This window comes from Pandoraea anapnoica, from assembly GCF_902459765.1.
Classification (GTDB): Bacteria; Pseudomonadota; Gammaproteobacteria; order Burkholderiales; family Burkholderiaceae; genus Pandoraea; species Pandoraea anapnoica.
Window position 1 is genome coordinate 465,281 of sequence record NZ_CABPSP010000003.1, and the last position, 23,741, is coordinate 489,021.

Genomic DNA, 23,741 nt, shown 5'->3' on the forward strand with positions numbered 1-23,741 from the left:
ATGCGTCGTTTCGGCATTCTGTCGCTCGTTGTCACGGCGGCATTCGCCAGCGCCGGATGTGCCAGCGATCTTTCACTTCACACGCCCGTCACGTCGCGCGACCTCGGTATGGGCGACGGCATGGTCATCGCGGAAACGCAGCGTACCGCGACGGATTCGATGCTCCAGGTCAAACGCCTTTATCGCTACGAAAAGACAGGACCTTCTGCGTGGGGAACGCCACAGAGCTTCACGTTGTATTGCGCCGTTCGGCAGATCGGTACCGATCACGGACATCGGACTGCGCGATTAGGCATGCTCGTCAAAGACGATGCGGGATGGCATGCGCCGCCGCCGAATCAATCGTTGGGCGAGGTCGGCCCCGACCAGATGTATGTGCACGTCGATTGGGATGGGGCTGTGGCGACGAACGTGCCCTCAGGCATGACGACAGCGAATTTGCCGCTCGACGGAAAGCTGGAAAAGAACTGTGCCGACATCAAGGCGAGGATGGAGCGGATGCTAAGGGAGCAGCAGAAGGCGTCCGGCTGACGGCATAAAAAAAGCGGCTCATCGCTGAGCCGCTTTTTTCTTGTCCTCGCGGACGTTGCCTGCGTGCGATCTCAGAAGCTGTGTTCCAACGTCGGGAACGTGCTGTGCTTCACCGCCTGCACGTAAGCTTCGATGGCCGCTGCGATGCTCGGCTGGCCATCCATGAAGTTCTTCGAGAACTTCGGCGACTTGCCGGGGAACACGCCGAGCATGTCCTGAAGCACGAGCACCTGACCGTCACAATCGACACCGGCGCCAATACCGATGGTCGGCATCGTCGGCAGTTCCGGCGTCACGCGCGCGGCGAGCGCGGCGGGAATCGCTTCGAGCACCACGAGTTGAGCACCGGCCGCTTGCAACGCGCGTGCGTCTTCAAGCAATTGCACCTGCGCCGCGTCTTCACGACCTTGCACCTTGAAGCCGCCGAAGGCGTGCACCGACTGCGGCGTCAGGCCCAGGTGGGCGCACACGGGGATGCTGCGCTCGACCAGAAAGCGCACCGTCTCCGCGAGCCACGCACCGCCTTCGATCTTCACCATCTGCGCACCCGCTTGCATGACGGCTACGGCGCTCTGATACGCCTGCTCCTTGGTACCGAACGTGCCGAAGGGCAGGTCGGCCAGCACGAGCGCCTTCTCGACACTGCGCGCTACACATTCGGTGTGATAACAGATGTCGCGCAGCGTCACAGGCAGCGTGGTGCGCTGGCCCTGAATCACGTTGCCCAGCGAGTCACCGATGAGAATGGCGTCGACGCCCACGCGGTCCAGCAGCGCGGCAAAGCTTGCGTCATAAGCGGTGAGCATGGCGATCTTCTCGCCACGTGCGCGCATCTGGGCAAGTCCGGGAACGGTCACGGCCTTGCGGTTGGATTCTTGCAGATAACTCATGTCAGCCTCGGTTCAGGAGGGTTCGCGGGCAGCACAGATGCGACGGGTGCGGCATGGGCGCAGCAGCAGGCGGAGCGTCGGAGGTCAGAGGCGAGCGCCCTTGACGAAGACTTCCTTGCGCCCGCGCATCTGATCGATACGTTCGACCAGCAGGGCGAAGTCGCTGTCGTCGTGCGCCGGGTCGAATTGTTCTGTGTCGACTGTCAACACCGGCGCAGCGGCGTAATGATAGAAGAATTCGCCGTAGATGTCGCACAGCGCGCGCAGATACGTGTCCGGAATCTGCTGTTCCATCGGAATAGCACGCTTCTGGATGCGAGAGAACAGCGTTTCGGGACTGGCTTGCAGATGAATCACGAGGTCCGGCGCACGGTGCGTACGCTCGATGTGCGCAACGAGCTTGCGGTACAACTCAAGCTCGTCGGCAGACAGCGTGAGACGCGCGAACAGGCCGTCCTTCTCGGGCAGGAAGTCGGTAAAGATCGGCTTGCCGTCGATCTCGCGACGCGCAATCTCCGTCGCCTCGTCCACACGTTGCAAACAGAACGACAACTGCGCGGGCAACGCATAACGCGCGCTGTCGCGATAGAAACGTTCGAGAAAGGGATTGAGCGCAGGCTGTTCGAGCATCAGGTCGGCACCGGCTGCGTCAGCCAGACGCTGCGCGAGCGACGTCTTGCCAACGCCGATCGGACCTTCGACGGCGAGATAGCGAAATCGCCCGAGCACCGGCGATCTCATGATGTGCACACCCGCTTGGTCGGGCAGCAGCCCTGAGCAACACGTTCGATGCGTTGGTCGGCAACGTAGGGCAACAGGGCGCTGACGCGTCCCACGCCGGGAATGTCGAGTTCGGGGGCGATATCCGCAAGCGGATGCAGCACGAAAGCACGCAACGCGAGACGCGGATGCGGCACGATCAGATCGGGTTCGTCAATGCGCTCGTCGCCGTAGACAAGCAGATCGAGATCGAGCGTGCGCGGCGCATTCTTGTACGGCCGCTCACGTCCGAAATGCAACTCGATCTTCAGGCACAGGGCGAGTAGCTGGCGGGCGGTCAGACTCGTCTCGACGGCGACAGCGCAGTTGAGATAGTCGTCGCCGCTCGATTCGATGGGGGCGGTGCGATACAGGTCGGATTTGCCGATGATCGTGACGCCGATCTGCTGCGCCAGGCAGACGATGGCGTCCTTAATCGCTTGGCGGGCGTCGCCGAGATTCGCGCCGAGCCCGATATAGGCAACAGTCATTAAGCACCTTCGGAACCATGCTGTCGCGATGATACCCGCTTGCCATGATTCTCGCTGGTAGCGTTCTCACTACCGCCGCCACTCTCGCTACCACCGCCTTCGCCACCTTCACCGCCACGTCCGCCCGAGGGCTTGCGACGACGACGGCGACGCTTCGCAGCAGGCGTCGACCCTGACGATCCGCTGCCTTGCGACAGCAGTTCGTCGCGCTTGACCGAGTCGCCTTCGAGGAAGTCCGTCCACCATTGACCGGCTTCGGCCGGGACTTCGCCCGACTCGCAACGCAGCAACAGAAAGTCGTAACCGGCACGCAGGCGCGGATGTTCGAGCAGACGCAACGGCGTACGGCCGACACGCTTGTCCAGACGCACCTGCAGGCCCCAGATTTCCTTCATGTCGGCGACGAAACGGCGCTGGATGGCCAGCTTGCCGGTTTGTGCGTCGAGCACGTCGTCCATGGCGAGATGCAGCGCCGGAATCGGATATTCGCCAGCGCTCTGATAAGCCTGCCACTTCTCAAGCACCAGATGCCACAGCAGCGCCGCGAACAGGAAGCCCGGCGACACTGGCTTGCCTGCGCGAATGCGTGCGTCGGTATTGGCGAGCGCGAGCGCGACGAATTTCTCGCCGAGCGGCTGTTCCAGCACCACGTCGAGCAATGGCAGCAGACCGTGATGCAGGCCCTGCGAGCGCAGTTGCTGCACACACGCCCACGCGTGGCCCGAGAGCAGCAGTTTGAGCATTTCGTCGAACAGACGCGCCGCAGGCACATTGTCGATCAGCGGTGCGAGTTGCGGAATCGGCTCGGCCGTCGCTGCGTCGATCTTGAAACCGAGCTTGGCCGCGAAGCGCACCACGCGCAGCATGCGCACCGGGTCTTCGCGATAACGCGTGGCCGGATCGCCGATCATGCGCAGCACGCGCTTCTGAATGTCTTCAAAGCCGCGGTGATAGTCGTGCACCGTCTGCGTCGCCGGGTCGTAATACATGGCGTTGACGGTGAAGTCGCGCCGGGCGGCGTCTTCGTCCTGCTCGCCCCACACGTTGTCGCGCAGCACGCGACCCGATTCGTCGGTGACGTGCGTCTTGCGGTCGAGTTCACCCTTTTTCGGACGACGCGCACCGATTTGCTCGCTATCGACCGCCTCGACCAACGCGCGGAACGTAGAGGTCTCGATGATCTCCTGTCCGAATTGCACGTGAACGATCTGGAAGCGGCGACCGATGATGCGGGCGCGGCGGAACAGGCGCTGGACCTGTTCGGGCGTGGCGCTCGTGGCGACGTCGAAGTCTTTGGGGGCGATACCGAGCAGCAGATCGCGCACCGCGCCGCCGACGACGAAGGCCTTGAACCCGGCTTGCTGCAACGTGTCGGTCACGCGCACGGCGTTCTTCGACAGCAGCGTCGGATCGATGCCGTGCACGGAGACGGGAATGACGACCGGCGTGCCGGGCGGCAGACTATTTGCGCCGCTTTCGGTCTGGCCGTCTTTGCCGAGCAGCTTCTTGATGAATTTGCGGATCACTGGAACAACTCGAGAATGGGCCAGCGACGCGCCAGTGCGATTTCGCGCAGCGCCTCATCGGGGTTCGTTGCCACCGGATGGTTCACCTTCTCCATCAGGGGGACGTCGTTGGCGGAATCGCTATAGAAAAAGGCGTGGTTGAAGTCGCCCCAGGTCTTGCCGAGACTGGCGAGCCACGCTTCGGTGCGGGTGATCTTGCCTTCGCGGAAGCTCGGTGTGCCCACGTACTCGCCGGTATAACGCGCGTTCGGGTCGTCGCCGACGGTCGCCGGTTCGGTGCCGATCAGATGGTCGACGCCGAAGGCTTTGGCGATGGGGCGGGTGACGAACGTGTTCGTCGCCGTCACGATGGCGCAAAGATCGCCCGCCTTGCGGTGCATGTCGAGCAGTTCGAGCGCTTCCGGACGCACGTGCGGCAAGATCGACTCCTCCATGTACTGCGCATGCCAGGCGTCGAGCTGGTCACGCGGATAGCGCGCGAGCGGGGCGAGGCAGAAACGCAGATAGGCCGGCATGTCGAGTCGGCCTGCACGGTAGTCCTGATAGAAGGCCTCGTTGGCCTGCGCGTACGAGTCGCGCTCGACCGCGCCCTGGCGCACGAGGAAACGGCCCCATTCCTTGTCGCTGTCGGTCGGCAGCAGGGTGTGATCGAGATCGAAGAGAGCTAAATTGGTCATTGCGCGAATTTTACCTGAAGCGAAGGGCCGTCTAATGTCGTTCGGTGATTGAGGGGGCTGGCACCTGCGCGGAACGGGTATCGAATGTTACCGACAGGTACCCCATAAGATGTGTCCGGTGATGTGTCCGATCGGCCACCGCTCAGGGTTTGCCGTCCGGCGGGGCCGGGTCGGTATGGGTGAGCATCTGGCGCAGCAACGGCAGCGTCACCGCCCGCTTTTGCTCCATCGAAAACCGGTCGAGCCGGTCGAGCAGAGCCATCAGGCTCGACATATCGCGCTCGAAGTGCGTGAGCAGATAGGCTGGCACGTCGGCTGCCAGTTGCAACCCACGCTCGCGTGCGGCGTTTTGCAGGGCCTGCTTCTTGCCGTCATCGTCCAATCCCACAATGTGGAATACAAGACCCCAGCCGAGGCGGGTGCGCAGGTCTTCGCGCAGCGGCATGTCGACCGGCGGCTGTGAGCCGGCGGCTACGAACGCGCAATGCGGACGGGCGCGGGTCTCGTTGAACAGATTGAAGGCCGCGATTTGCTGCGTAGGCGAGAGGTTGTCGCTGTCGTCCACGCAGTAGACCGTGCTGGCGTCGTCGAACGTGAAAGCGGCCAGCGGGCTGTTGGGACGCAAATAACGCGCGCTCGGCCCCACGGCGTGGCACAGGGCCTCCATCAGATGGGTGCGGCCGGACCCGGCAGCTCCCCAGAGGTAGATGCCGCGGTCGCGCGCCGTGCCCGCCGAGAGTTCGGCGGGAAGGTCGGCAAGCGTCTGCGCCGCCTCGCGGTTGGGCCCGACAATAAAATTGTCGAACGTCGCGGGCGGCGGGGTGCCGAGGTCGAGATACAGTTGCTGAATCACGAACGAAGAAAGCCGGCTAAAGGCCGGCAGAGTACGGTTTACAGGGCACGCCGGGCATTCCTGGCGTCCGATATCCGCTTTGCGTTCCGAAAGGACACGCGCATCGGGTAAAATCGCATTTTACCGAACCTTGATGCATTCCCGTCATGTCACACCCTAACGAAACATCCGGCCTTTCCTATCGCGACGCTGGCGTCGACATCGAAGCGGGCGACGCATTGGTCGAAGCGATCAAGCCGTTTGCCAAGAAAACCCTGCGCGACGGCGTGCTGGGCGGCATTGGCGGCTTCGGCGCACTGTTCGAAGTGCCCAAGCGCTACAAGGAGCCGGTGCTCGTTTCGGGGACCGACGGCGTGGGCACCAAGCTCAAGCTGGCCTTCACGCTGAACAAGCACGACACGGTGGGCCAGGATCTGGTCGCCATGAGCGTGAACGACATTCTGGTGCAGGGCGCCGAGCCGCTGTTCTTCCTCGACTACTTCGCCTGCGGCAAGCTGGACGTGGCCACGGCCGCGACGGTCGTCAAGGGCATCGCCCAGGGTTGCGAGCTGTCCGGTTGCGCGCTGATCGGCGGCGAGACGGCGGAGATGCCGAGCATGTACCCCGACGGCGAATACGATCTCGCCGGTTTCGCGGTCGGTGCGGTCGAAAAGAGCAAGATCATCGACGGCAAGTCGATCGTCCCGGGCGACGTGGTGCTGGGTCTGGCCTCGTCGGGTGCGCATTCGAACGGTTACTCGCTGGTTCGCAAGATCCTTGAAGTCGCCAAGCCGGATCTGGACGCAGACTTCCACGGCCAGCCGCTGCGCGACGTGCTGATGGCCCCGACGCGTATTTACGTCAAGCCGCTGCTCGCGCTGATGGAAACGCTGACGGTCAAGGGCATGGCTCACATCACGGGTGGCGGCATTGTCGAGAACATCCCGCGCGTGCTGCAGGATCATCTGACGGCCGACATCAAGCAGGACGCCTGGACGCTCCCGCCGCTGTTCCAGTGGTTGCAGGAACACGGCAAGGTGGCCGACGCCGAAATGCATCGCGTGTTCAACTGCGGTATCGGCATGGCCGTGATCGTGTCGGCTGCCGACGCGGACGCTGCGCTCAAGCACCTCGAAGCGTCGGGCGAGACGGTCTACCGTCTGGGCACGATTCGCGAGCGTAAGGAAGGCGAAGCACAAACGATCGTGTCGTAAGCCATTCGTCGTCAGGAATGCACAAAGCCCGCAGGAGATCCGGCGGGCTTTTTGTTTTTGGGTTGGCGGGTTATCGTCGGCTGCGTTCGGACGGTGTTCGCCATCGCCACTTCAACGTTGTCAGCACGACGTCTCTTGCACCGCTATGCGCTTGCGTGTTTCCCCGAGACAGAAGAACACCATGATCGCGCACAACATCGTCGCCATGGCGAGGCGGTCGAGCAAAGTCGAGAATGCTTGCTCGTAGGAGTCGCGTAATACCGCTTCGCTCCACACAGGCACGTTTGCTGCCGCACCGTGCAGATCGCCCGCCACGATGCGGTTGACCGTCTCGCGGGCGATGTTGGGCGCCACTTCGCCATGCACGTCGGGCAAATGGGAGCCAATCAGCGCGATCAGCACCCCGCCCACAAGCGCGAGCGCAAGGCCTTCGCTTGCCACACGCGTCGTGTTGAAGATGCCCATCGCCATGCCCGCACGTTCCGTCGGCACCACGCTGACCGACAAACCGTCCATCAGCCCCCAAGGTATCGCGCTGCCAGTGCCGATCACGAGCATCGGCCAAAGCGAAGGGCTCAATACGCCGGTCTCCGGCGCACCGATGCAGCGCGCGAGCCACCCCAGACCGGCCGCCGCGATCACCAGTCCTGCACTGCAAAGCACGCCCGCAGGCATGCGCCTTGCGAGTTGCGTTGCGATGAACGGCACGACAAGCATCGGCAGCGACAGCGCCATCATCTTCAGCCCCGCCACGATCTCGCTGTCGCCGTGCACGCCGATGAAGCGTAGTGGCAGTAATACGAGCAGCACGATGTAGCAAAGGCATGTGGCAATCGGCAGCATTTGCACGCCGATGAAGCGCACGTAACGAAACAATGTCAGGTCGAGCATCGGATGCGCGACACGTCGTTCGACGATGACGAACGCGATCGCCAGCAACAACGCCAACACGAGCGTACCGATGACCTCCGGTGCCGCTGCCCCGAGCGCCGGTGCCTGAATCACACCGTAAGTGAAGCAGGCGAGGGCGCTGGTGAACGTCAGTGTGCCGGGCCAGTCGAGGCCGGTGGCCGCCGGATCACGCGACTCACGCACGCACTGTGCACCGATGACGAGCGCCAGCGCGGAGACGGCAGCTGTCGCACCGAACACGCCTTGCCATCCGAAGCGTGCAATCAACGCGCCGGCAAGCAACGGTCCAAACGCCAGGCCGACACCGAAGGTCGTCCCCAAGAGTCCGTAAGCGCGGGCGCGGGCGTGACCATCGAAGTCCTGCGCGAGCGATGCGCCCCCACCAGCGAGCGTCGCCGCAGCCGCCACGCCTTGCAGCGCACGAAGCCAGTCGACGGCAAGCGCGGAGCGCGCCAGCACCAGCCCGAGCGACGTCAGCAGCAACGCGGCCACGCCCAGCAGAAAGACACGTTTGCGGCCGAACGCATCGGCGCACGCGCCTGCGGCCATCAGGCAGCCACCGAACGCCAGCATGAACGCGCTGGTGATCCAGCGCATTTCAAGCGCGCTGCCGTGTAGCGCCGCACCGATGGCCGGTGTGGCGACGGCCCCGCCGGAAAAACTCATCGGCAGCAGCAACGCTGCGATGCACACGGAAAACAGGCCAAGCAACCGGCGGCGCAGCGACGCCTGCATCTGCGGGGCGGGCCGGGAGGTCATGAGCGACATGAAGACATCCTGAGAAGATGCGAAACGTCGGTTGACGTCACGCCATACATGCTAGGAAATCGTCAATCGAGAATAAACAGGCTATAGGTTCTTAGATTCAGGAATAAAATTCCGTAATTGGCGGTGCGCGATGCGAGACACTGCCGGGCGATGCACTGCCCCCGAAACGCGAAGGAGAGATAAGCGAGGATGGACAATCTGGCGGAAATTACGGCTTTCGTGCGGGCGGCCGAGACCTTGAGTTTCGTGGCGGCGGGGCGTGCGACGGGCGTGTCGGCATCGGCCATCGGCAAGCAGATCGCGAGACTCGAAACGACACTCGGCGTGCGGCTCTTTCAGCGCAGCACGCGACGCGTGAATCTCACGGAGGCCGGGCAGATGTACTACGAACGCTGTCGTCGCGTACTCGATGAGCTGGCCGACGCGCGCGCCATGCTCTCGCAGGTGTCGCAAACGCCGCGAGGCAAATTGCGCATCGGGCTGCCGGTCACGGCGTACCGCTTCGTCATGCCGCTGCTACCGGCATTCGCCGAGAAATATCCGGACATCGAGCTTGATCTAAACTTCGACGACCGTATCGTCGATCTAATCGAAAGCGGGCTGGATGTTGCGATTCGCAGCGGCGACTTGCCGGACTCCACGCTGATGTCGCGAAAGGCAGGGCCTTTTCGGTTCGTGCTATGCGCGTCACCGAGATATCTCGCAAAGCATGGCGTGCCGCAAACACCGGCCGATCTGGCAACGCACGCCTGCCTTCGCTTCCGCTTTCCGACGTCGGGGAAATTGCAGCCGTGGGTATTCGCAGCAGATATCACACACGAGCCGAAGCTGAACACGAGCCTCACATGCAACAACATGGAAGCGTTGCTCAGCGCGACGACCCACGGGCTGGGCGTCGCCTACATGCCCGACTTTCTCGCGCACGATGCGCTCGCGGCCGGGCAGCTTCAGTCGTTCCTGGACGATGTGCTGGAGAACCCTGGACAGTTCTGGATGCTATGGCCTTCCAGTCGGCATCTCTCGCCGAAGCTGCGCGTGTTCGTCGACTTCATGTGCGACCGGATGCTGTGAGCGTTGCGCGCTGTCATCCGGTCACCGCTTCATCCGTGCTTCCACCGCCGCCATCACATCGTCCAGTGTCGTTTCCATCACTCGCACGAGATCGTCGAGTTGCGCGCTGGGCGCGGCGGCGCGCGGCGTAATGCGCAGGGTGTGAAAGGGCATCGACGGCTCGAAGCGTCGCAATACGAGATCCGAATCGAGGAAGTCGTAGGCCGACACCGGGTGCAGCAAGCCGATACCGACGTTCTCCTTGACCATCGTGCCGATGTTGATCGAATAGCGCGCCGTGGCGACGACCTGCTCATGCAGCTGGCCGTCGGCGAACAACTGATCCATGCCCCAGCGGATCATGTCCGTCGGCTCGTACGAGAGAATCGGCTGTCCCTTCAGATCGGCCAGACGAATCACCTTCTTGCGCGCGAGCGCGTGACCCGCAGGTAACGCGCAGATGGCGTCGAGTTTGGCAAAGGAGACAGCGTCGGTGGCCGCCACGTCGATGGTGTCGGTCACCAGCCCCAGCGCCAGCTGGTGTGTGACAACCTGATCGCGAATCAGGTCCGATGCGCCGGTTGTCAACGCCAGTTGCACGCTCGGGTACAACGCGCGGTACCCGGCCATCACGCGCGCGGAGAATCCCAGCCCGAACGACACGACCGACCCGACACGAATGACGGCCCGGTCGGGGTTGCGCAGATTCAGCGCGAATTCGCGGATGTTGTCGAGACCCGCATAACGGCGCTCGACTTCCTCGAACAGCGCGAACGCTTCCGCCGTCGGCTCAAGACGGCCCCGCGCACGGTCGAATAGCGTGAGGCGCGTCGAGCGTTCGAGATCGGCGACGAGACGGCTCACCGCAGACTGCGACGTGCCGAGCACCTGTGCCGCTTTGGTGGTCGTGCGCGTGAGCATCAGCGCCCGAAAGGCGTCGATGTGCCGGAAATCCATCGATTCTCCACGAAAGGTTGGCGTGTGGGCAGACGTGTCAGGCCGCAGACTCAGGCGTGAGCGACGACGCGCGACCCACCGAGGCGCGTCGCCCCCCTCCCCATCCGGTGCAGCCACTGCCTTACAGCGCGAAAGCGTGGATTTTACCGCCCTTCATCACCATCGGAATTCGCTCCCCCTGCCCGAGCAGGCAGTCGAGCGACGCGAGCGGATTGCCGTCGACGATCAGCACATCGGCATGTGCGCCGGGCACGATTTCACCGAGTTGCCCCGACTGTCCGAGCACCTCCGCGCCGACGACCGTCGCACTGCGCAGAATCTCCGCGGGCGACAGAACTTCGGCACGCAGACGGAATTCGTCGCTTTGCAGGCGCTGCGACTCGCCGAGCAGGTCCGAGCCGTAACCCATCTTCACACCGGCTTCGCGGAAGATCTCCAGCGAGCGCAGACCGGCGGCGTGCACGTCGGCAATCTTCGCGACGCTGTCGTCGGGCAGGCCGAGTGACTTGCCTTCGTTGGCAAGCGCGTCGTAAGTCACCAGCGTTGGCACCGCATACGCGCCTTGCTCCGCCATGAAGCGTGCGGTCGGGGCATCGACAAGGTTGCCGTGCTCGATGGTACGCACACCGCAACGCACGGCACGTTCGATGGCCGCCGCCGTGTACGCATGCGCGAGCACATAGGTGCCACGCCCGCGCGCCTCCGCGACGATGGCGCGGATTTCGTCTTCCGAATAACCCCATGCGCCGACGGGATCGGTCGGCGACGCCACGCCGCCCGACGCCATGATCTTGATCTGGTCCGCACCCATTTGCAGTTCTTCGCGTACGGCGCGGCGCACTTCGTCCACGCCGTCGGCCACGCGGGAGAGCGCGCCGACGCGCACACAGCACGGGCACGGGCCGTCGGTGCCGATGTAGTCGGTGCGTGGGCGTCCGTCACCGTGGCCGCCGGTCTGGCTGATCGCGCGGCCCGACACGAACAGACGCGGGCCTTCGGCCAGCCCGCTCTCGACGGCGTGCTTGATGGCGTGACCTGCGCCGCCCGCATCGCGGACCGTGGTGAAGCCGCGTCGCAACATGCCTTGCAGAATCGGTACCGATTTGAGCGTGACGAGCACGTTCGGCAGATGCGCCTGCGCCGAGAGATTGAGCTGCGTCGCGTGTACGTGCACGTGCAGATCGATGAGGCCCGGCATGACGGTGCGGCCGTGCGCGTCGATCTCGCGTGCGGACGTCGCGCGAATCGGCTTGTCCGAGACTTCCTTGATGCGTCCGTTTTCAATCAGCACAGCGTGATCTTCGCGAAGCTCGCCCTTGATGGGGTCCAGCAGCGCGCAGTTCGACAGCAGAATCGACTCCATGACTTCTCCTCCGGGATGTTGTTTTGCGCAGACGCTCGTACGTCGGCATCTGCTTTCCGTTCTCAATCGATGGTCGCGTGCGCGAGCGTTCGCGGGGTCTGGGTGAGCATGATCGGCGTGTCGCCGGTGACGACCGAGTCGTCCAGTCGGAACCCGCCCAGCCCGTAGACATAGATGCCCGGCTCGGCCGAATACACTTCGTTCGCCAGCAGCGGGCGATGGTTGAACGCCATGTCGTCCGGATACTCGTGACCGATGATGCCCATGCCGTGACCGGTGCGATGACGGATGTACTCCCCGCAACCGGCTTTCTCGATGACGGCCTGCGCAGCGGCGTCGATGCCGGACACGGGCTTGCCGGTGATGGCGGCCCCGACAGCGGCTTCGTTCGCCGCGCGCGCGACCTCGTAGAAGTGCGCCTGTTCGCTCGACGGTTTGCCGCAGAACCACGTCCGTTCGTTTTCGATGACGAGACCGTTCAGACGCGGGATCACGATATTCACCATGCCGTCGCCTTCGCTGATGCGCGCGCCGCACGACGCACCATCGCCATGTGGCGAGGCCGACGCCGGGCCGGAAAGCGTCCAGCAGCGCATGACTTCGAGGTTCTCGCCGGGGAAGCGCTTTGCCCCCTCAGTGACCATCAACGCGGCCATCGAGTAGTCGAGTTCCTGCACCAGGCGCCCGGGACGAATGTTCTCGCGATACCGGTCCTGCACCCAGTCCGCCAGTTCGGCAGCCGCCCGCATGATGGCGATCTCTTCTTCGTGCTTGACCCAGCGCAGGCCACGCATGTCCGCGAGCATCGGCACGAACTTCGCGTCGGGCAGCATGGCGCCCGCACGCGCGAGCGGACCACCTGCGGCATCGACCCCGATACGCGATGCGGCCAACCCGGCGGCGCGCAGCGTGTCCGCGATGAGCGCGGGCACTTCGGCGAGCAGCGGCTGGCGTTGCGTGACGCGCGGATGCTCGGCGTAGAGTGTCACGCGTTCCAGATCGAGCCACAGGTGATGACGCTCGCGCGCCATCATCAGATGGTGCGTGGACAGTTCGTTCATCACGGCGAACGGCTCGCCGCTACGCGGCACGCAAATGGCGATGGGACGCTCCCACGTCTGCACGTCGACGTGAAAGTTGGTGGCCCACTGGAAGAAGTCGGCGGCGGTGAATACGAGCGCATCGACACGCGTACGGTCCATCAGATCGTTCATCAGCCCGCGACGGTACTGACGTGTGGCATCGGAGAGAGTCGGCATGGGGAAATCCTTGTCTGCAAACGAGAGGCGAAGTGTCAGAGACATGCGCGCAGGGTAGGGCAATGCGAAGCTCGCGCGCACGAACGAAGTCAGGTCATCATCGTCTTCGCGTAACGGCGGTGAATGACCCAGTGAGAGGCAATGGCGAGTGCGAACGTCACGACCATCGACACGATGGAGAGCACCGCGCCGAACGGCCAGTTGTTTGCCTTGGCGATCTGGTCGTAGATCGAAGGCGTCATCATCGTGATGCCGGTGCCGCCGAGTAGCACGGGGGTGGCGTACGCGTTCATGCACAGAATGAAGACGAGCATGGTGCCCGCTGCGATACCCGGTGCGGCCATCGGGAGGATCACACGGGTGAGCGTCTGACGAAAGGTGGCGCCGAGATTGCGCGCGGCTTCTTCGACAGAGAAGTCCATGCCTTCGAGCACACTCTGCAACGTCAGAATCATGTAGGGCAGCACGACCGCCGTGGTGCCGATGACGACGGCAAACGGCGTGTACAGCAGACGAATCGGCTGCGGCACGATGCCCAGCGACACGAGCAGCGAGTTGACGAAACCGGCGTTGCCGAGCATCACCATCCAGCCCGCCGCGCGCACCACGTTGCCCACGAGCAACGGGAACACCAGCAGCATGACGAGCAGGCTCTTGAAACGGCTTTGCGTGCGCGCCAGCACATACGCAACGGGGAAGCCGAAGACGAGTGCGAGCACCGTGCACAGCGATGCGACCTTGATCGTCGTCCACAACACCGACAGGTAGTACGGATCGGTGAAGAACTTGATGTAGTTCGCGCCGGTGAGGGCTGCCTGCATCATGTCGACGGGGTCGAACCGGTTGAAGCTGTAGCGCACCAGTTGCAGGCCCGGCAGCACGATCACCAGCAGCACCACGAGCGTGGCGGGTGCTGCGAGCGACCCGCCGGTGAACGCGCCGCGCACCGCGCGTGCGGTGGCGGCCCGGGAGGCTTCGGTGGGCGGGCGGTGCGACGTCATGGCGGCGTCCTGTGCCTTATGTGCGTCTGGTGAGTTGGCGACGTTCACAGCCCCACCTTGAATTCCTTGTTCCAGAAATCGAGCAGCGCGGGCTTATCGGCGGTGAAGCGCGCATAGTCGAGCTTCACCATGCGGTCGAGTTCGGCGTTCGTGAAGCCCACGCTTTGCTGCAACGACGGTGGCAGGTTCGCGTTCTTCACGGTTGGCGCGTAGCCCATCGTCTCGGCAAAACCGATCTGGGCACGCGGGTCGAGCATCGCGTTCAGATAGTTGAAGCCGCATGGCTTGGACTGCGAGTTCTTCGGCACGGCGGCTTCGAACGTCACCGGCACCGCGCCTTCCTTCGGTACCACGTAGTCGATGGGCACGCCCGCCTTCTTCCACTGAAGTGCGCGCGCCTTCCACATACATGTGAACCAGATGTCTCCGCTCTTGAGCGCCGAGGCCACCGCTTCGTTCGACGGATAGACCTTGGGTTGCTGTGACTTGCGCAACTCGCGCAGGAACTGCACGCCACCGGCCATATCGCCGTCTTTGTGACCGGCCGCGAGCGAACTGCTCACCACGTTGAAGTTGTAAAGGATGTCGGAGAAGCCGACCTTGCCCTTGAGCTTCGGATCGAGCGCGGCGGTGAACGAGTCGGGTTTCGTGCCGAGCTTTTCCGGGTTGTAGACGATCACCATCGCGCTGAAGATGTGCGGGATCGAGTACGGACGACGCAGCGCTTCGAGCGTGTTGGCCAGATTCGGCACGAGCTTCGCGTCGACGGTCTCGAGGATCCCCGAGCGGTTGATGTCGTACATGTCGAGGTCGGCGAGACAGGCAACGTCGAGTGAGCCGCGACGCGATGCCTTCTCGGCGCGCAGCTTTGTCATGCGTCCGACCTGATCGGCGGAGTCGTACGTGACCTTGCCGCCAGCGGCTTCGATGATCGGCTTGCCGATGTTCTGTTCAAGCAGGTTCAGATAGTCGCCGCCCCAGGTGCCGACGACCACGTCCGGACACGCCTGCGCGGCATACGCCGAGAGGGTATCGAGTCCCAGCGCGGGGGCAATCACCAGACCGGAAGCGGTCTTCAGGAACGTGCGGCGGTTCAGGGCGTGCGTCATGTCGTCATCCTTCTAAACGTCGGCCGTCGAGGGCCTTGGCATGGGTCGAAGCGTGGGTGAAATGAGTGTGGGGTGAGGGCTTTAGTCGTGAAGCATCAAGCGTTGAAAAACAGGCAGTCGGTGCTCGCGAAGCACGCCTTGAGCGCGCTGCCGGGGGCGTAAAGCCGGGCGTCGTCGCGTGCCGTGTTCGGCACATGCGCGACGAGCATTTCGCCTTGCGGGCTCTTTAGCCGAAGCTCCAGCGTCGAGCCGAGATAGATCGTCTGATCGACGGTGACGGGCAGGGCGGTTTCGTGTTGCGCCGGGGCGTCGGTCAGGCGCAGGCGTTCGGGGCGGATACCGAGCGTTTTCGCGTCGGGTGTCGCGCCTGCCAGCGCAAGGCGCTCGCCCTTGGCGGTGACGAACTGGCCCGCCTCCATCTGTCCGGCGAGGAAATTCATCTTGCCGAGGAAGTTGGCGACGAAGGGATTCGCCGGACGTTCGTAGAGGGCGTCGGCGGTGCCGATCTGCTGCACGCAGCCGTCGTGCATCACGGCCAGACGGTCGGCAATCGCGAGCGCCTCTTCCTGATCGTGCGTGACGAAGATCGTCGTGAGGCCGAGACGGCGTTGCAGCGCGCGGATTTCTTCGCGCACTTCGGTGCGAAGCTTCGCATCGAGGTTCGAGAGCGGTTCGTCGAGCAGGAAGACGTCGGGGCGAATCGCGAGCGCGCGGGCGATGGCCACACGCTGCTGCTGACCGCCGGAGAGCTGACGCGGATAGCGATCGGCGAGCGACGTGAGGCGCACCATGTCGAGCGCTTCGCGAATGCGTGTGGCGCGGTCGGCGGCGGACACGCGCCGCATCTCCAGCCCGAACGCCACGTTCTCGGCGACCGTCATGTGCGGGAACAGGGCGTAGCGCTGAAACACCATGCCGGTGTTACGACGGTGCGGCGGCAGACGCGACACCTCTTTGCCGCCGATCCAGATTTCACCGGCCGTCGGCTCGACGAAGCCCGCGACCATGCGCAGCGTGGTGGTCTTGCCGCAGCCGCTAGGGCCGAGGAAGGCCACGAGTTCGCCTTCGGCGATGTCGAGTGAGAAGTCTGCTACGGCAGCGGCGTTGCCGTACTGCTTGCGCAGCGAGCGAAGCGAAACGTTGGCCATGTCAGATCACCTGGCTGAGTTTGACGAAGCGATCGGTGATCAGCATGACGATGCCGAGCAGCACGATCTGCGCCGCAGACACGGCAGCAATCGTCGGATCGAGGTTGAATTCGAGGTACTGCATGATCGCGATGGGCAGCGTGGTCTTGCCCGGCCCCACGAGCGGCAGCGTGAGTTCGAGGTTCTCGAACGACACGATAAAGCTGAACAGTACGGCCGCGACGATGGCGGGGCGCAGCATCGGCAACGTCACGCGCCAGAGCGTGCGCCACGGGCCTGCGCCGAGGTTGCGTGCGGCTTCTTCGATGGTGCCGTCGATCTGCGCGAGGCTTGCGCCCACGAGGCGCATCGTCCACGGAATGGTCAGACAGATGTGGGCAATCACGAGACCGCCGAACGTGCCGACGATGTCCATGTCGAGCGCGTTCTCGGCGCGCAGATAGAACAGATAGGTGGCGATGCCCGCGACGATACCCGGCACAACGAGTGGCAGCAGCAGAACGTTGCCGAGCGTGCGACGCCCGGGGAAGCGGTAGCGGGCAAGGGCGAGCGATGCGGCCACGCCGAGGATGACGCCGCCGATGGCCGCGCACGCAGCGAGTTGCAGGGAGAGCAGGAAACCGTTGGCGAACGCAGCGTTGCGCCACGCGTTGACGTACCACGACACGGTATAGCCGCTCGGCGGGAACGTGATGATCGCGTCTTTGAAGAAGCTCAGCCAGACGACGAAGATCAGCGGACTCAGCATGAACAGGTAGATCAGCGCGATCCCTGCACGCACCGCCCATTTCGTCCATGCCGCAACCGGCACGCGCCTCGGGCTGCCTGTCGGCAGTCTCAGCACATCGCCCGTCACCCCACTCGGCTCCATCGAAGTCTGCGTCATTGGCACCCTTCCCGGTATCGTGGATTCGATGCAAATTTGCATTGCTCGAAACGTTGATATGCAAATTAGCATATCAAAATCGACATGCAAACCGGAAAGCTGTCAGGGTTTCAACGGATGCCGGGAGGGGGCGTTCAGTCGCGCCAGAGCGCGCGCACGGTCGCGAGGGCGCGTTGCTGTGCGTCGGCGGCGGTGCAGTCGACGATGTGACGCTCCGGCATCGAGCGCAGCCACGTGAGCTGACGCTTGCACAACTGACGCGTGGCGAAGACACCCTTGTCGCGCATGGTGTCGTAGTCGGTCTCGCCGTCGAGGTATTCCCACACCTGACGGTAGCCGACGCAGCGCATCGACGGCAGACCCGGATCGAGGTCGCCGCGCGCGCGCAAGCGCTCGACTTCTTCGACGAAGCCCGCCGCGAGCATCAAACGGAAGCGCTCCGCGATGCGTGCGTGTAACACCGAGCGGTCACCCGGCTCCAGCGCCACCGGCACGAACGTGTGCGGTGACGCCGTGTCGGGCGTTTGTTCGGCCAGCCACTGCGACATCGGTTTGCCCGACAACTCGAAGATTTCCAGCGCGCGTTGAATGCGCTGTGCGTCGTTCGGCGCGAGGCGTGCTGCCGTCACCGGATCGACGCTCGCGAGCCGCGCATGCATTGCAGGCCAGCCGTCGCGTGAGGCGTCTTCATCGAGTTTTGCACGCACATCGGCGTCGGCCGACGGCAGTGGCGAGAGGCCTTGCGTGAGCGCTTTGTAGTACAGCATCGTGCCACCGACGAGCAGCGGACGACGTCCGCGTGCGGCGATCTCGTCGACCAGACGTAGCGTGTCTTCACGGAATTGCGCGGCCGAGTAGGCGTCGCGCGGATCGATGATGTCGATCAGGTGATGCGGTACGGTCGCGAGTTCGTCGGCGCTCGGCTTGGCCGTGCCGATATCCATCTCGCGATAGACGAGTGCGGAGTCGACGCTGATGATCTCCAGCGGGGTGGCTTGCGCGAGCGCTAGCGCGGCCGCAGTCTTGCCGGAAGCCGTCGGGCCCAGCAAGCAGACGATCGGAGTGTTTGCCTTCATGAACCGCTCAACGTCCGCGCATGAACAATTTGTCGAGGTCGCCGAGCGTGAGCTGGTACCAGGTGGGACGTCCGTGATTGCACTGGTCGGCACGCTCGGTCGCTTCCATCTGACGAAGCAACGCGTTCATTTCCTCGTGCGTAAGACGCCGGTTCGCCCGCACTGCCGTGTGGCATGCGAGCGTGCCCAGCAACTCGTGCTGACGCTCGGTGAGCACGCGCGAACCGCCGTACTGACGCAGATCGGCCAGTACCGCGCGGGCCAGCGCCTGTGCGTCGGCGCCGTCGAGTAGCGCAGGGATGGCGCGCACGGCGAGCGTCGTCGGGGACATGGCGGCGAGGTCGAAGCCGAGGGCCGTCAGCGTCTCCTGATGCTCTTCCGTCGTGCCGATTTCCACCGGGTCGGCGAAGAACGTCACCGGGATGAGCAGTGGCTGAACGGGTACGCTGCGCTCGACCAGCGCCTGCTTGAAGCGCTCGTACAGAATGCGCTCGTGCGCGGCGTGCATGTCGACCAGCACGAGGCCGTAGGCGTTTTGCGCGAGGATGTAGATGCCGTGCAGCTGGCCGAGCGCGAAGCCCAGCGGCTGTTCGAGCTGCATGGCGGCTGCGGCGTCGGCGGAGGTGCTGGCGCCGGAGGCAGCCAACGCATCGGCAAGACCGCCGGTGAGTACTGCGCCGTCTGGAGCGCTCAGACCGCCTGAACTGCCATAAGGCGGTGACGGTGCGTCCGTCACCCCCGGCTGTCCGTAGGGACGTGCCGCTGGCGGCGCAGTGCGTCCGAAAAGATTGTCGTAGACGGACATCGGCTGCGGCACCGGCAACGAACCTTGCTGCGCGCGCGCATTCCAGCTGCTGCCACCCGGCGTGCCGAAGCCGCCCGCCGCACGTGCGCCCAATCCGCCGCCAAGGCCACCGCTGATACCCCCCAGTCCGCCTGCCGCACCCGGACCGGCAGCGAGACCGCCACCTTCCGTCAGATGCGCCGAGTGCGTTGCGCCGCCGCTGCCAGCCGCGCGCGCGAGCGCACGTTGCACCGCGTGGAACACGAACTGGTGGACGCTTCGCGCATCGCGAAAACGAACTTCGATCTTCGACGGGTGAACATTGACGTCCACCAACTGCGGTGGCAGTTCGAAGTACAGCACGTACGCCGGGTAGCGGTCGCCGTGCAATACGTCTTCATAGGCGGCGCGCACGGCGTGCGTGAGCAGCTTGTCGCGCACGAAACGGCCGTTCACGAAGAAGAATTGCTGGTCGGCGCGACCACGGCTGGCCGTCGGCAGGCCGACGAAGCCCGAGAGGCGCAGTTCTGCTGCGCCTTCGTCCAGCGCGAGATGAGCGTCGGCGAAGTCGTTGCCCAGCACGCGCGAGACCCGTGTGGCGGCATCCGACGCGTTCCAGTGCTCCACGGCCCGGTTGTTGTGCAGGATCGAGAACCCGACGTCCGGGCGCGCAAGAGCGCTGCGGCGGATCACGTCCATGCAATGACCGAACTCGGTTTGTTCGGTCTTCAGGAATTTGCGGCGCGCGGGGGTGTTGAAGTAAAGGTCGCGCACGTCGACCGTGGTGCCCACCGGACCGGCCGCCGGGGTCAGCGCTCCGGTGTTGCCGTCGATGGCGGTCGCGTGCGGGGCGTCGATCTGACGGCTGGAGAGGGTGAGCTGTGCGACCGAGGCGATGGACGCAAGCGCTTCTCCCCGGAATCCGAGCGTCAGCACCGACTCTAGCTCGTCTAGCGTGCGAATCTTGCTCGTCGCGTGGCGAGTTAGCGCCAGCGGGAGTTGCTCGGCGGACATGCCGCCGCCGTCATCGGTAATGGCGATGCGGCGCACGCCGCCTTCTTCGAGCTTGACCTGGAGCGCACGGGCACCGGCGTCGAGAGCGTTTTCCAGTAGTTCCTTAACCACGGACGCCGGACGCTCGACCACCTCGCCTGCGGCGATCTGGCTGATGAGCTGGTCGGGCAGCACGCGGATGGCGCGTGCGGGCGCGAGGCCCGCTGGCATTGGGCCGGGACGACGTTCGGGGGTGTCGAAGGAAGCGCTGCCGGGCGCATCGGCGGCCGGGTCTTGCGCTTCAGGGGCGGGGGGCGGGGTGGCAGACATGGGAACCATTATAAAGGCTGCCCTCAAAGACATAGGTCGGGCGCCGTTTCGGCGTGTGACACGCGATTTAATGCGGGGCGGCATGCGCCCATCCGCTCGGTTTTGTCATTTTTCCGTGTTTAATTGGCAAGGGTCTGTTCCCCCTAAATCCGGGCACGTTCCCTCCGGGTTGCCCCACCCAAAGGGGCGATCGCGGCTTTATGATCCTCGCGAATATTCCCGATATTCGCTTCGGCTCATGCCTCGCGCTCGCCCCTTTGGCCAGGCAACACGAGCCCGGATTTAGGGGGAACAGACCCTAATTCGACTGTGGGATGCTGGTATGATGCGACTCGTCGCGCGCCCGCAGGGACGGGCCGGCGTCCTTTATCTTGAGGAATCGACTTGGATACTTTGGTGCAATTGCTGGAGATGGTGCTCCATATCGATAAACATCTTGGGGTGTTTATCGATCAGTACGGAAATTGGGTGTACCTGTTCCTGTTCATGATCGTATTCGTGGAAACGGGGCTGGTGCTTTTCCCGTTCCTGCCGGGCGATTCCCTGCTGTTCATCGGCGGCGCTTTCGCGGCCACCGGGGCCATGGATCCGTGGCTGCTCGGTGTGCTGCTGTTCATCGCTGCGGTGACGGGCAACACGCTTAACTACTGGATCGGTTCGAAGATCGGGCCGCGCGTGTACGAGAAGAACTGGCGTTTTCTCGATCGCGACGCGCTGCGCAAGACGCACGACTTCTACGAACACCACGGCGGCAAGACCATCGTGATGGCGCGTTTTGTGCCGGTCGTGCGCACGTTCGCGCCGTTCGTGGCCGGTGTCTCGGCCATGCCGTGGACGCGCTTCCAGCTCTATAACGTGCTGGGTGCAGCGATCTGGGTGGTGCTGCTCGTGGGTGGCGGCTACCTGTTCGGCAACCTGCCGCTGGTTAAGCAGTACCTGAACGTGATCGTGCTGGTCGGTATTTCGGCCGCTGTCGTGCCCATCGCGCTCGGCGCGGTGTGGAAGTTGTTCACGCGCGGTCGTCGTAGCGATACGGCGCAAGGGCAGAGCAAGTAAGCCAGTCGATTTGCGAGGGAGCGGCGGACGTCCGTTGCTCCCCGATCTGCCTGAAGCAGTACAAGTGGGTATAAAAAATGGCGCGTCCGGTTTCGGACGCGCCATTTTTTGTTGGGTCGCAAAGGCTGCGGATGCTCAGGCTGTACGGTTCTTCGCGATGGGCGGATTCTTCGAGAAGTAGGTCCGGATCCCCTTGAGCAGCGCGTTCGCGAGCCGTTCCTGATAGGCCGGATCGTTCAGATGCTGTTCTTCCCTGGGGTTGCTGATGAAGGCCGTCTCGACCAGCACCGACGGAATATCCGGTGCCTTGAGCACCGCGAACGACGCTTGTTCGACGTTCTTGCTGTGCAGACGATCCGCCACCGTGCCGATCTCGGCGAGCAGCGCGGTGCCGAACACCTTGCTGTCGCGAATCTGCGCAGTAGTCGACATATCGAGCAGCGCATGCGCCACCGTCCGATCGTTGGTCTTGATGTTGACGCCGCCGATCAGATCCGAGGCGTTCTGCGTTTTTTCGAGCAGCCGGGCGGTCGCGCTCGTCGCACCCCGTTCGGACAGCGCGAACACAGACGCGCCGTTGGCGGAGGGTGACGTGAAGGCGTCGGCGTGAATCGACATGAAGAGATCGGCGTCCACACGACGCGCCTTCTGCACGCGCACACCGAGCGGCACGAAGAAGTCGGCGTCGCGCGTCATCATGGCGCGCATGTTCGGCTGCGCATTGATCTTGTCGCGCAACCGTTTGGCGATCTGCAATACCACGACCTTTTCATACGTGCCGCTGCTGCCGATCGCCCCCGGGTCTTCCCCGCCGTGGCCGGGGTCGAGGGCGATCGTGAGCAGACGTGCCGTCTTCTGCCCGCGCGGTGGCGGCGGCAGATCGTCGGTGTCGTCGTCGTTGCGCTGAGCGAGCGGCGGTGTCTTGTCCGGGGCGGCCGGGGCTGGCTGCGTGGGGCCGGGGCGTGCGGGACGCGGCGACTGACCTTGCTGCGCATACCGCTGGAAGAACGCTTCGCTCTCTTCGGTGCTCGGCGTGTTGGCGTTGCCCGAGGTCTGCGGCGGATGCGAATTCTGCGCGAACGCCTGCGACTTGTTGGCGGTTTGCGCGAGCAGCTCCATGAGCGGATCGGGCTCGACGGCCGGATACAGATCGAACACGGTGCGGTACTTGTAGCCCGCCACCGGCGGCAGCGTGAACGACTGCGGCTTCACGCCCGCCTTCAGATCGAACACCATGCGCACGACGCCGGGCTTGAATTGCCCCACGCGCACCTGGGCGATCTGCGGATCGTTCGGCTGGATCTTGGCGACGAGGTCGCGCAGCGCCGGACTCAGATCCACTTCGTCGAGATCGATGACGAAGCGGTTCGGACTTTCCATCAACTGCTGCTGGAATTTGACCGGGTTGTCGGTCTCCAGCGTGACACGTGTGTAATCCCTCGCCGGCCAGACGCGCACTGCCACGATGGCGTTGGCGAACGCGAAGCGGGGGCCGGTGAGGGCGAGAATCAGGGTCGAAGCGCCTGCGCGCAAAGCGCGGCGGCGGCCGGCGTTGGGCGATGAGGCGTCGTCGGTACGGGCGAAGCGTTTGATCAGCATGAGTTCAGGCAAGCAAGACCGGCCGGCGTGTAGGCGCTCGTCGTGAGACGGCGGGCGTCGCCAACTGGTTCCAGCCAAAGGCGCAAATCAGGGGTGCCAAGGAGTCCTTCGGCTTTTTCCGGCCACTCGACCAGGCACAGGGCGTCGCCTGCAAAATGCTCGCGAAAGCCCGTGTCGTGCCATTCGGCCGGATCGGCAAAGCGGTACAGATCGAAATGATAGACCGGCAACACGCCTTGTGGTGTGTCGATGTTGTATGGTTCACACAGCGCGTAAGTGGGGCTTTTGACGCGTCCGGTGTGGCCCAGCGCGCGCAACAGCGCTCGTACGAAGGTGGTTTTGCCCGCGCCGAGGTCGCCCGAGAGCTGTACGTGCAGGCCCGCGTGCGCGGCGTCGGTATGCGCCATGCGCTCAACGACAGCGCGTGCGAGCGCCGCGGCGAAAGCCTCGGTGGCGGCTTCGTCCGGCAGCGCGAAGATGCGTTCGCCTAGCAGAGGCGGCGCAGAGGAGTCGGGCATGGCGGGCATTGC

At 64.1% G+C, this 23,741-nt stretch carries 22 protein-coding genes; 4 read left to right on the forward strand and 18 right to left on the reverse strand.

Annotated elements, in window-relative coordinates:
* On the forward strand, positions 1-531 hold the full coding sequence (locus tag PAN31117_RS07765; RefSeq protein ID WP_150737656.1) for a hypothetical protein: 531 nt from the start codon (positions 1-3) through the stop codon (positions 529-531).
* Positions 532-602: 71 nt separating this feature from the next.
* Here PAN31117_RS07765 and panB read toward each other — a convergent pair whose 3' ends face one another.
* The 6 genes from panB to hda form a co-directional block, all read right to left on the reverse strand.
* The gene (gene panB / locus PAN31117_RS07770) at positions 603-1,421 is read right to left on the reverse strand and encodes a 3-methyl-2-oxobutanoate hydroxymethyltransferase (RefSeq protein WP_150737657.1); all 819 of its coding nucleotides are present in this window, start codon (positions 1,419-1,421) and stop codon (positions 603-605) included.
* 84 nt (positions 1,422-1,505) lie between these two features.
* Positions 1,506-2,162 carry a deoxynucleoside kinase gene (locus PAN31117_RS07775; protein WP_174990865.1) on the reverse strand — a complete coding sequence of 219 codons (657 nt, stop codon included), beginning with the start codon at positions 2,160-2,162 and terminating at the stop codon, positions 1,506-1,508.
* A complete protein-coding gene (folK, locus tag PAN31117_RS07780) occupies positions 2,159-2,671 on the reverse strand; it encodes a 2-amino-4-hydroxy-6-hydroxymethyldihydropteridine diphosphokinase (protein WP_150737658.1) in 513 nt (170 codons plus the stop codon). Before folK ends, PAN31117_RS07775 begins: the two co-directional genes overlap by 4 nt.
* Complete coding sequence (gene pcnB, locus PAN31117_RS07785) at positions 2,671-4,197, reverse strand: polynucleotide adenylyltransferase PcnB (RefSeq protein WP_150737659.1); 1,527 nt, start codon at positions 4,195-4,197, stop codon at positions 2,671-2,673. Before pcnB ends, folK begins: the two co-directional genes overlap by 1 nt.
* Entirely contained in the window at positions 4,194-4,874 is a 681-nt protein-coding gene (locus tag PAN31117_RS07790) for a histidinol-phosphatase (protein WP_150664409.1), read from the reverse strand. Before PAN31117_RS07790 ends, pcnB begins: the two co-directional genes overlap by 4 nt.
* 142 nt (positions 4,875-5,016) lie before the next feature.
* Positions 5,017-5,727 carry a DnaA regulatory inactivator Hda gene (gene hda, locus PAN31117_RS07795; RefSeq protein ID WP_150737660.1) on the reverse strand — a complete coding sequence of 237 codons (711 nt, stop codon included), beginning with the start codon at positions 5,725-5,727 and terminating at the stop codon, positions 5,017-5,019.
* A gap of 146 nt (positions 5,728-5,873) precedes the next feature.
* Here hda and purM point away from each other — a divergent pair, with 146 nt between their 5' ends.
* Complete coding sequence (gene purM, locus PAN31117_RS07800; protein ID WP_150737661.1) at positions 5,874-6,920, forward strand: phosphoribosylformylglycinamidine cyclo-ligase; 1,047 nt, start codon at positions 5,874-5,876, stop codon at positions 6,918-6,920.
* A gap of 120 nt (positions 6,921-7,040) precedes the next feature.
* Here the strand turns inward: purM and PAN31117_RS07805 are convergent, their stop codons facing one another.
* Entirely contained in the window at positions 7,041-8,600 is a 1,560-nt protein-coding gene (locus PAN31117_RS07805) for an MFS transporter (RefSeq protein WP_246188954.1), read from the reverse strand.
* Positions 8,601-8,789: 189 nt separating this feature from the next.
* Between PAN31117_RS07805 and PAN31117_RS07810 the strand changes: the two genes are divergently transcribed.
* Positions 8,790-9,671 carry a LysR family transcriptional regulator gene (locus PAN31117_RS07810; protein ID WP_150737662.1) on the forward strand — a complete coding sequence of 294 codons (882 nt, stop codon included), beginning with the start codon at positions 8,790-8,792 and terminating at the stop codon, positions 9,669-9,671.
* Positions 9,672-9,692: 21 nt separating this feature from the next.
* Here PAN31117_RS07810 and PAN31117_RS07815 read toward each other — a convergent pair whose 3' ends face one another.
* The 9 genes from PAN31117_RS07815 to mutL all read right to left on the reverse strand — a co-directional run bounded on the left by PAN31117_RS07815 (position 9,693) and on the right by mutL (position 20,556).
* Positions 9,693-10,607, reverse strand: coding sequence for a LysR substrate-binding domain-containing protein (locus PAN31117_RS07815; protein ID WP_150737663.1), 915 nt, complete (start codon positions 10,605-10,607; stop codon positions 9,693-9,695).
* A 121-nt stretch (positions 10,608-10,728) separates the two neighbouring features.
* A complete protein-coding gene (locus tag PAN31117_RS07820; RefSeq protein ID WP_150737664.1) occupies positions 10,729-11,970 on the reverse strand; it encodes a metal-dependent hydrolase family protein in 1,242 nt (413 codons plus the stop codon).
* A gap of 62 nt (positions 11,971-12,032) precedes the next feature.
* A complete protein-coding gene (locus PAN31117_RS07825) occupies positions 12,033-13,229 on the reverse strand; it encodes a M24 family metallopeptidase (RefSeq protein WP_150737665.1) in 1,197 nt (398 codons plus the stop codon).
* Between the two features lie 89 nt (positions 13,230-13,318).
* A complete protein-coding gene (locus PAN31117_RS07830; RefSeq protein ID WP_246188955.1) occupies positions 13,319-14,230 on the reverse strand; it encodes an ABC transporter permease in 912 nt (303 codons plus the stop codon).
* Positions 14,231-14,274: 44 nt separating this feature from the next.
* Positions 14,275-15,339 carry an extracellular solute-binding protein gene (locus tag PAN31117_RS07835; protein ID WP_150737666.1) on the reverse strand — a complete coding sequence of 355 codons (1,065 nt, stop codon included), beginning with the start codon at positions 15,337-15,339 and terminating at the stop codon, positions 14,275-14,277.
* Positions 15,340-15,434: 95 nt separating this feature from the next.
* Positions 15,435-16,487 (reverse strand): ABC transporter ATP-binding protein, encoded by a 1,053-nt coding sequence (locus tag PAN31117_RS07840; RefSeq protein ID WP_150737667.1) that lies wholly within the window; start codon positions 16,485-16,487, stop codon positions 15,435-15,437.
* 1 nt (position 16,488) lies between these two features.
* A complete protein-coding gene (locus PAN31117_RS07845; RefSeq protein ID WP_150737668.1) occupies positions 16,489-17,373 on the reverse strand; it encodes an ABC transporter permease in 885 nt (294 codons plus the stop codon).
* A gap of 134 nt (positions 17,374-17,507) precedes the next feature.
* Positions 17,508-18,449, reverse strand: a complete 942-nt coding sequence (gene miaA / locus PAN31117_RS07850) for a tRNA (adenosine(37)-N6)-dimethylallyltransferase MiaA (protein ID WP_150737669.1) — start codon at positions 18,447-18,449, stop codon at positions 17,508-17,510.
* A gap of 7 nt (positions 18,450-18,456) precedes the next feature.
* Positions 18,457-20,556, reverse strand: coding sequence for a DNA mismatch repair endonuclease MutL (mutL, locus tag PAN31117_RS07855; RefSeq protein ID WP_174990866.1), 2,100 nt, complete (start codon positions 20,554-20,556; stop codon positions 18,457-18,459).
* Positions 20,557-20,940: 384 nt separating this feature from the next.
* On the opposite strand from mutL, the gene PAN31117_RS07860 reads away from it, so the two are divergent.
* Positions 20,941-21,612: a VTT domain-containing protein gene (locus tag PAN31117_RS07860; protein WP_039400963.1), complete on the forward strand. Its 672-nt coding sequence runs from the start codon at positions 20,941-20,943 to the stop codon at positions 21,610-21,612.
* A 135-nt stretch (positions 21,613-21,747) separates the two neighbouring features.
* On the opposite strand, the gene PAN31117_RS07865 is transcribed toward PAN31117_RS07860, so the two are convergent.
* Positions 21,748-23,211, reverse strand: a complete 1,464-nt coding sequence (locus PAN31117_RS07865; protein ID WP_150737670.1) for an N-acetylmuramoyl-L-alanine amidase — start codon at positions 23,209-23,211, stop codon at positions 21,748-21,750.
* Entirely contained in the window at positions 23,205-23,738 is a 534-nt protein-coding gene (gene tsaE / locus PAN31117_RS07870) for a tRNA (adenosine(37)-N6)-threonylcarbamoyltransferase complex ATPase subunit type 1 TsaE (protein ID WP_150737671.1), read from the reverse strand. The genes PAN31117_RS07865 and tsaE overlap by 7 nt, the downstream gene beginning before the upstream one ends.
* Positions 23,739-23,741: the final 3 nt, after the last annotated feature.

What these genes read in the sequence shown, in the direction of transcription:
- PAN31117_RS07765 (WP_150737656.1), top strand. Translation starts at nt 1, where the DNA reads ATGCGTCGTTTCGGCATTCTGTCGCTCGTTGTCACGGCGGCATTCGCC.
- panB (WP_150737657.1), bottom strand. Translation starts at nt 1,421, where the DNA reads ATGAGTTATCTGCAAGAATCCAACCGCAAGGCCGTGACCGTTCCCGGA.
- PAN31117_RS07775 (WP_174990865.1), bottom strand. Translation starts at nt 2,162, where the DNA reads ATGAGATCGCCGGTGCTCGGGCGATTTCGCTATCTCGCCGTCGAAGGT.
- folK (WP_150737658.1), bottom strand. Translation starts at nt 2,671, where the DNA reads ATGACTGTTGCCTATATCGGGCTCGGCGCGAATCTCGGCGACGCCCGC.
- PAN31117_RS07790 (WP_150664409.1), bottom strand. Translation starts at nt 4,874, where the DNA reads ATGACCAATTTAGCTCTCTTCGATCTCGATCACACCCTGCTGCCGACC.
- purM (WP_150737661.1), top strand. Translation starts at nt 5,874, where the DNA reads ATGTCACACCCTAACGAAACATCCGGCCTTTCCTATCGCGACGCTGGC.
- PAN31117_RS07805 (WP_246188954.1), bottom strand. Translation starts at nt 8,600, where the DNA reads ATGTCGCTCATGACCTCCCGGCCCGCCCCGCAGATGCAGGCGTCGCTG.
- PAN31117_RS07810 (WP_150737662.1), top strand. Translation starts at nt 8,790, where the DNA reads ATGGACAATCTGGCGGAAATTACGGCTTTCGTGCGGGCGGCCGAGACC.
- PAN31117_RS07815 (WP_150737663.1), bottom strand. Translation starts at nt 10,607, where the DNA reads ATGGATTTCCGGCACATCGACGCCTTTCGGGCGCTGATGCTCACGCGC.
- PAN31117_RS07820 (WP_150737664.1), bottom strand. Translation starts at nt 11,970, where the DNA reads ATGGAGTCGATTCTGCTGTCGAACTGCGCGCTGCTGGACCCCATCAAG.
- PAN31117_RS07825 (WP_150737665.1), bottom strand. Translation starts at nt 13,229, where the DNA reads ATGCCGACTCTCTCCGATGCCACACGTCAGTACCGTCGCGGGCTGATG.
- PAN31117_RS07830 (WP_246188955.1), bottom strand. Translation starts at nt 14,230, where the DNA reads ATGACGTCGCACCGCCCGCCCACCGAAGCCTCCCGGGCCGCCACCGCA.
- PAN31117_RS07835 (WP_150737666.1), bottom strand. Translation starts at nt 15,339, where the DNA reads ATGACGCACGCCCTGAACCGCCGCACGTTCCTGAAGACCGCTTCCGGT.
- PAN31117_RS07840 (WP_150737667.1), bottom strand. Translation starts at nt 16,487, where the DNA reads ATGGCCAACGTTTCGCTTCGCTCGCTGCGCAAGCAGTACGGCAACGCC.
- PAN31117_RS07845 (WP_150737668.1), bottom strand. Translation starts at nt 17,373, where the DNA reads ATGACGCAGACTTCGATGGAGCCGAGTGGGGTGACGGGCGATGTGCTG.
- miaA (WP_150737669.1), bottom strand. Translation starts at nt 18,449, where the DNA reads ATGAAGGCAAACACTCCGATCGTCTGCTTGCTGGGCCCGACGGCTTCC.
- mutL (WP_174990866.1), bottom strand. Translation starts at nt 20,556, where the DNA reads ATGTCTGCCACCCCGCCCCCCGCCCCTGAAGCGCAAGACCCGGCCGCC.
- PAN31117_RS07865 (WP_150737670.1), bottom strand. Translation starts at nt 23,211, where the DNA reads ATGCTGATCAAACGCTTCGCCCGTACCGACGACGCCTCATCGCCCAAC.
- tsaE (WP_150737671.1), bottom strand. Translation starts at nt 23,738, where the DNA reads ATGCCCGCCATGCCCGACTCCTCTGCGCCGCCTCTGCTAGGCGAACGC.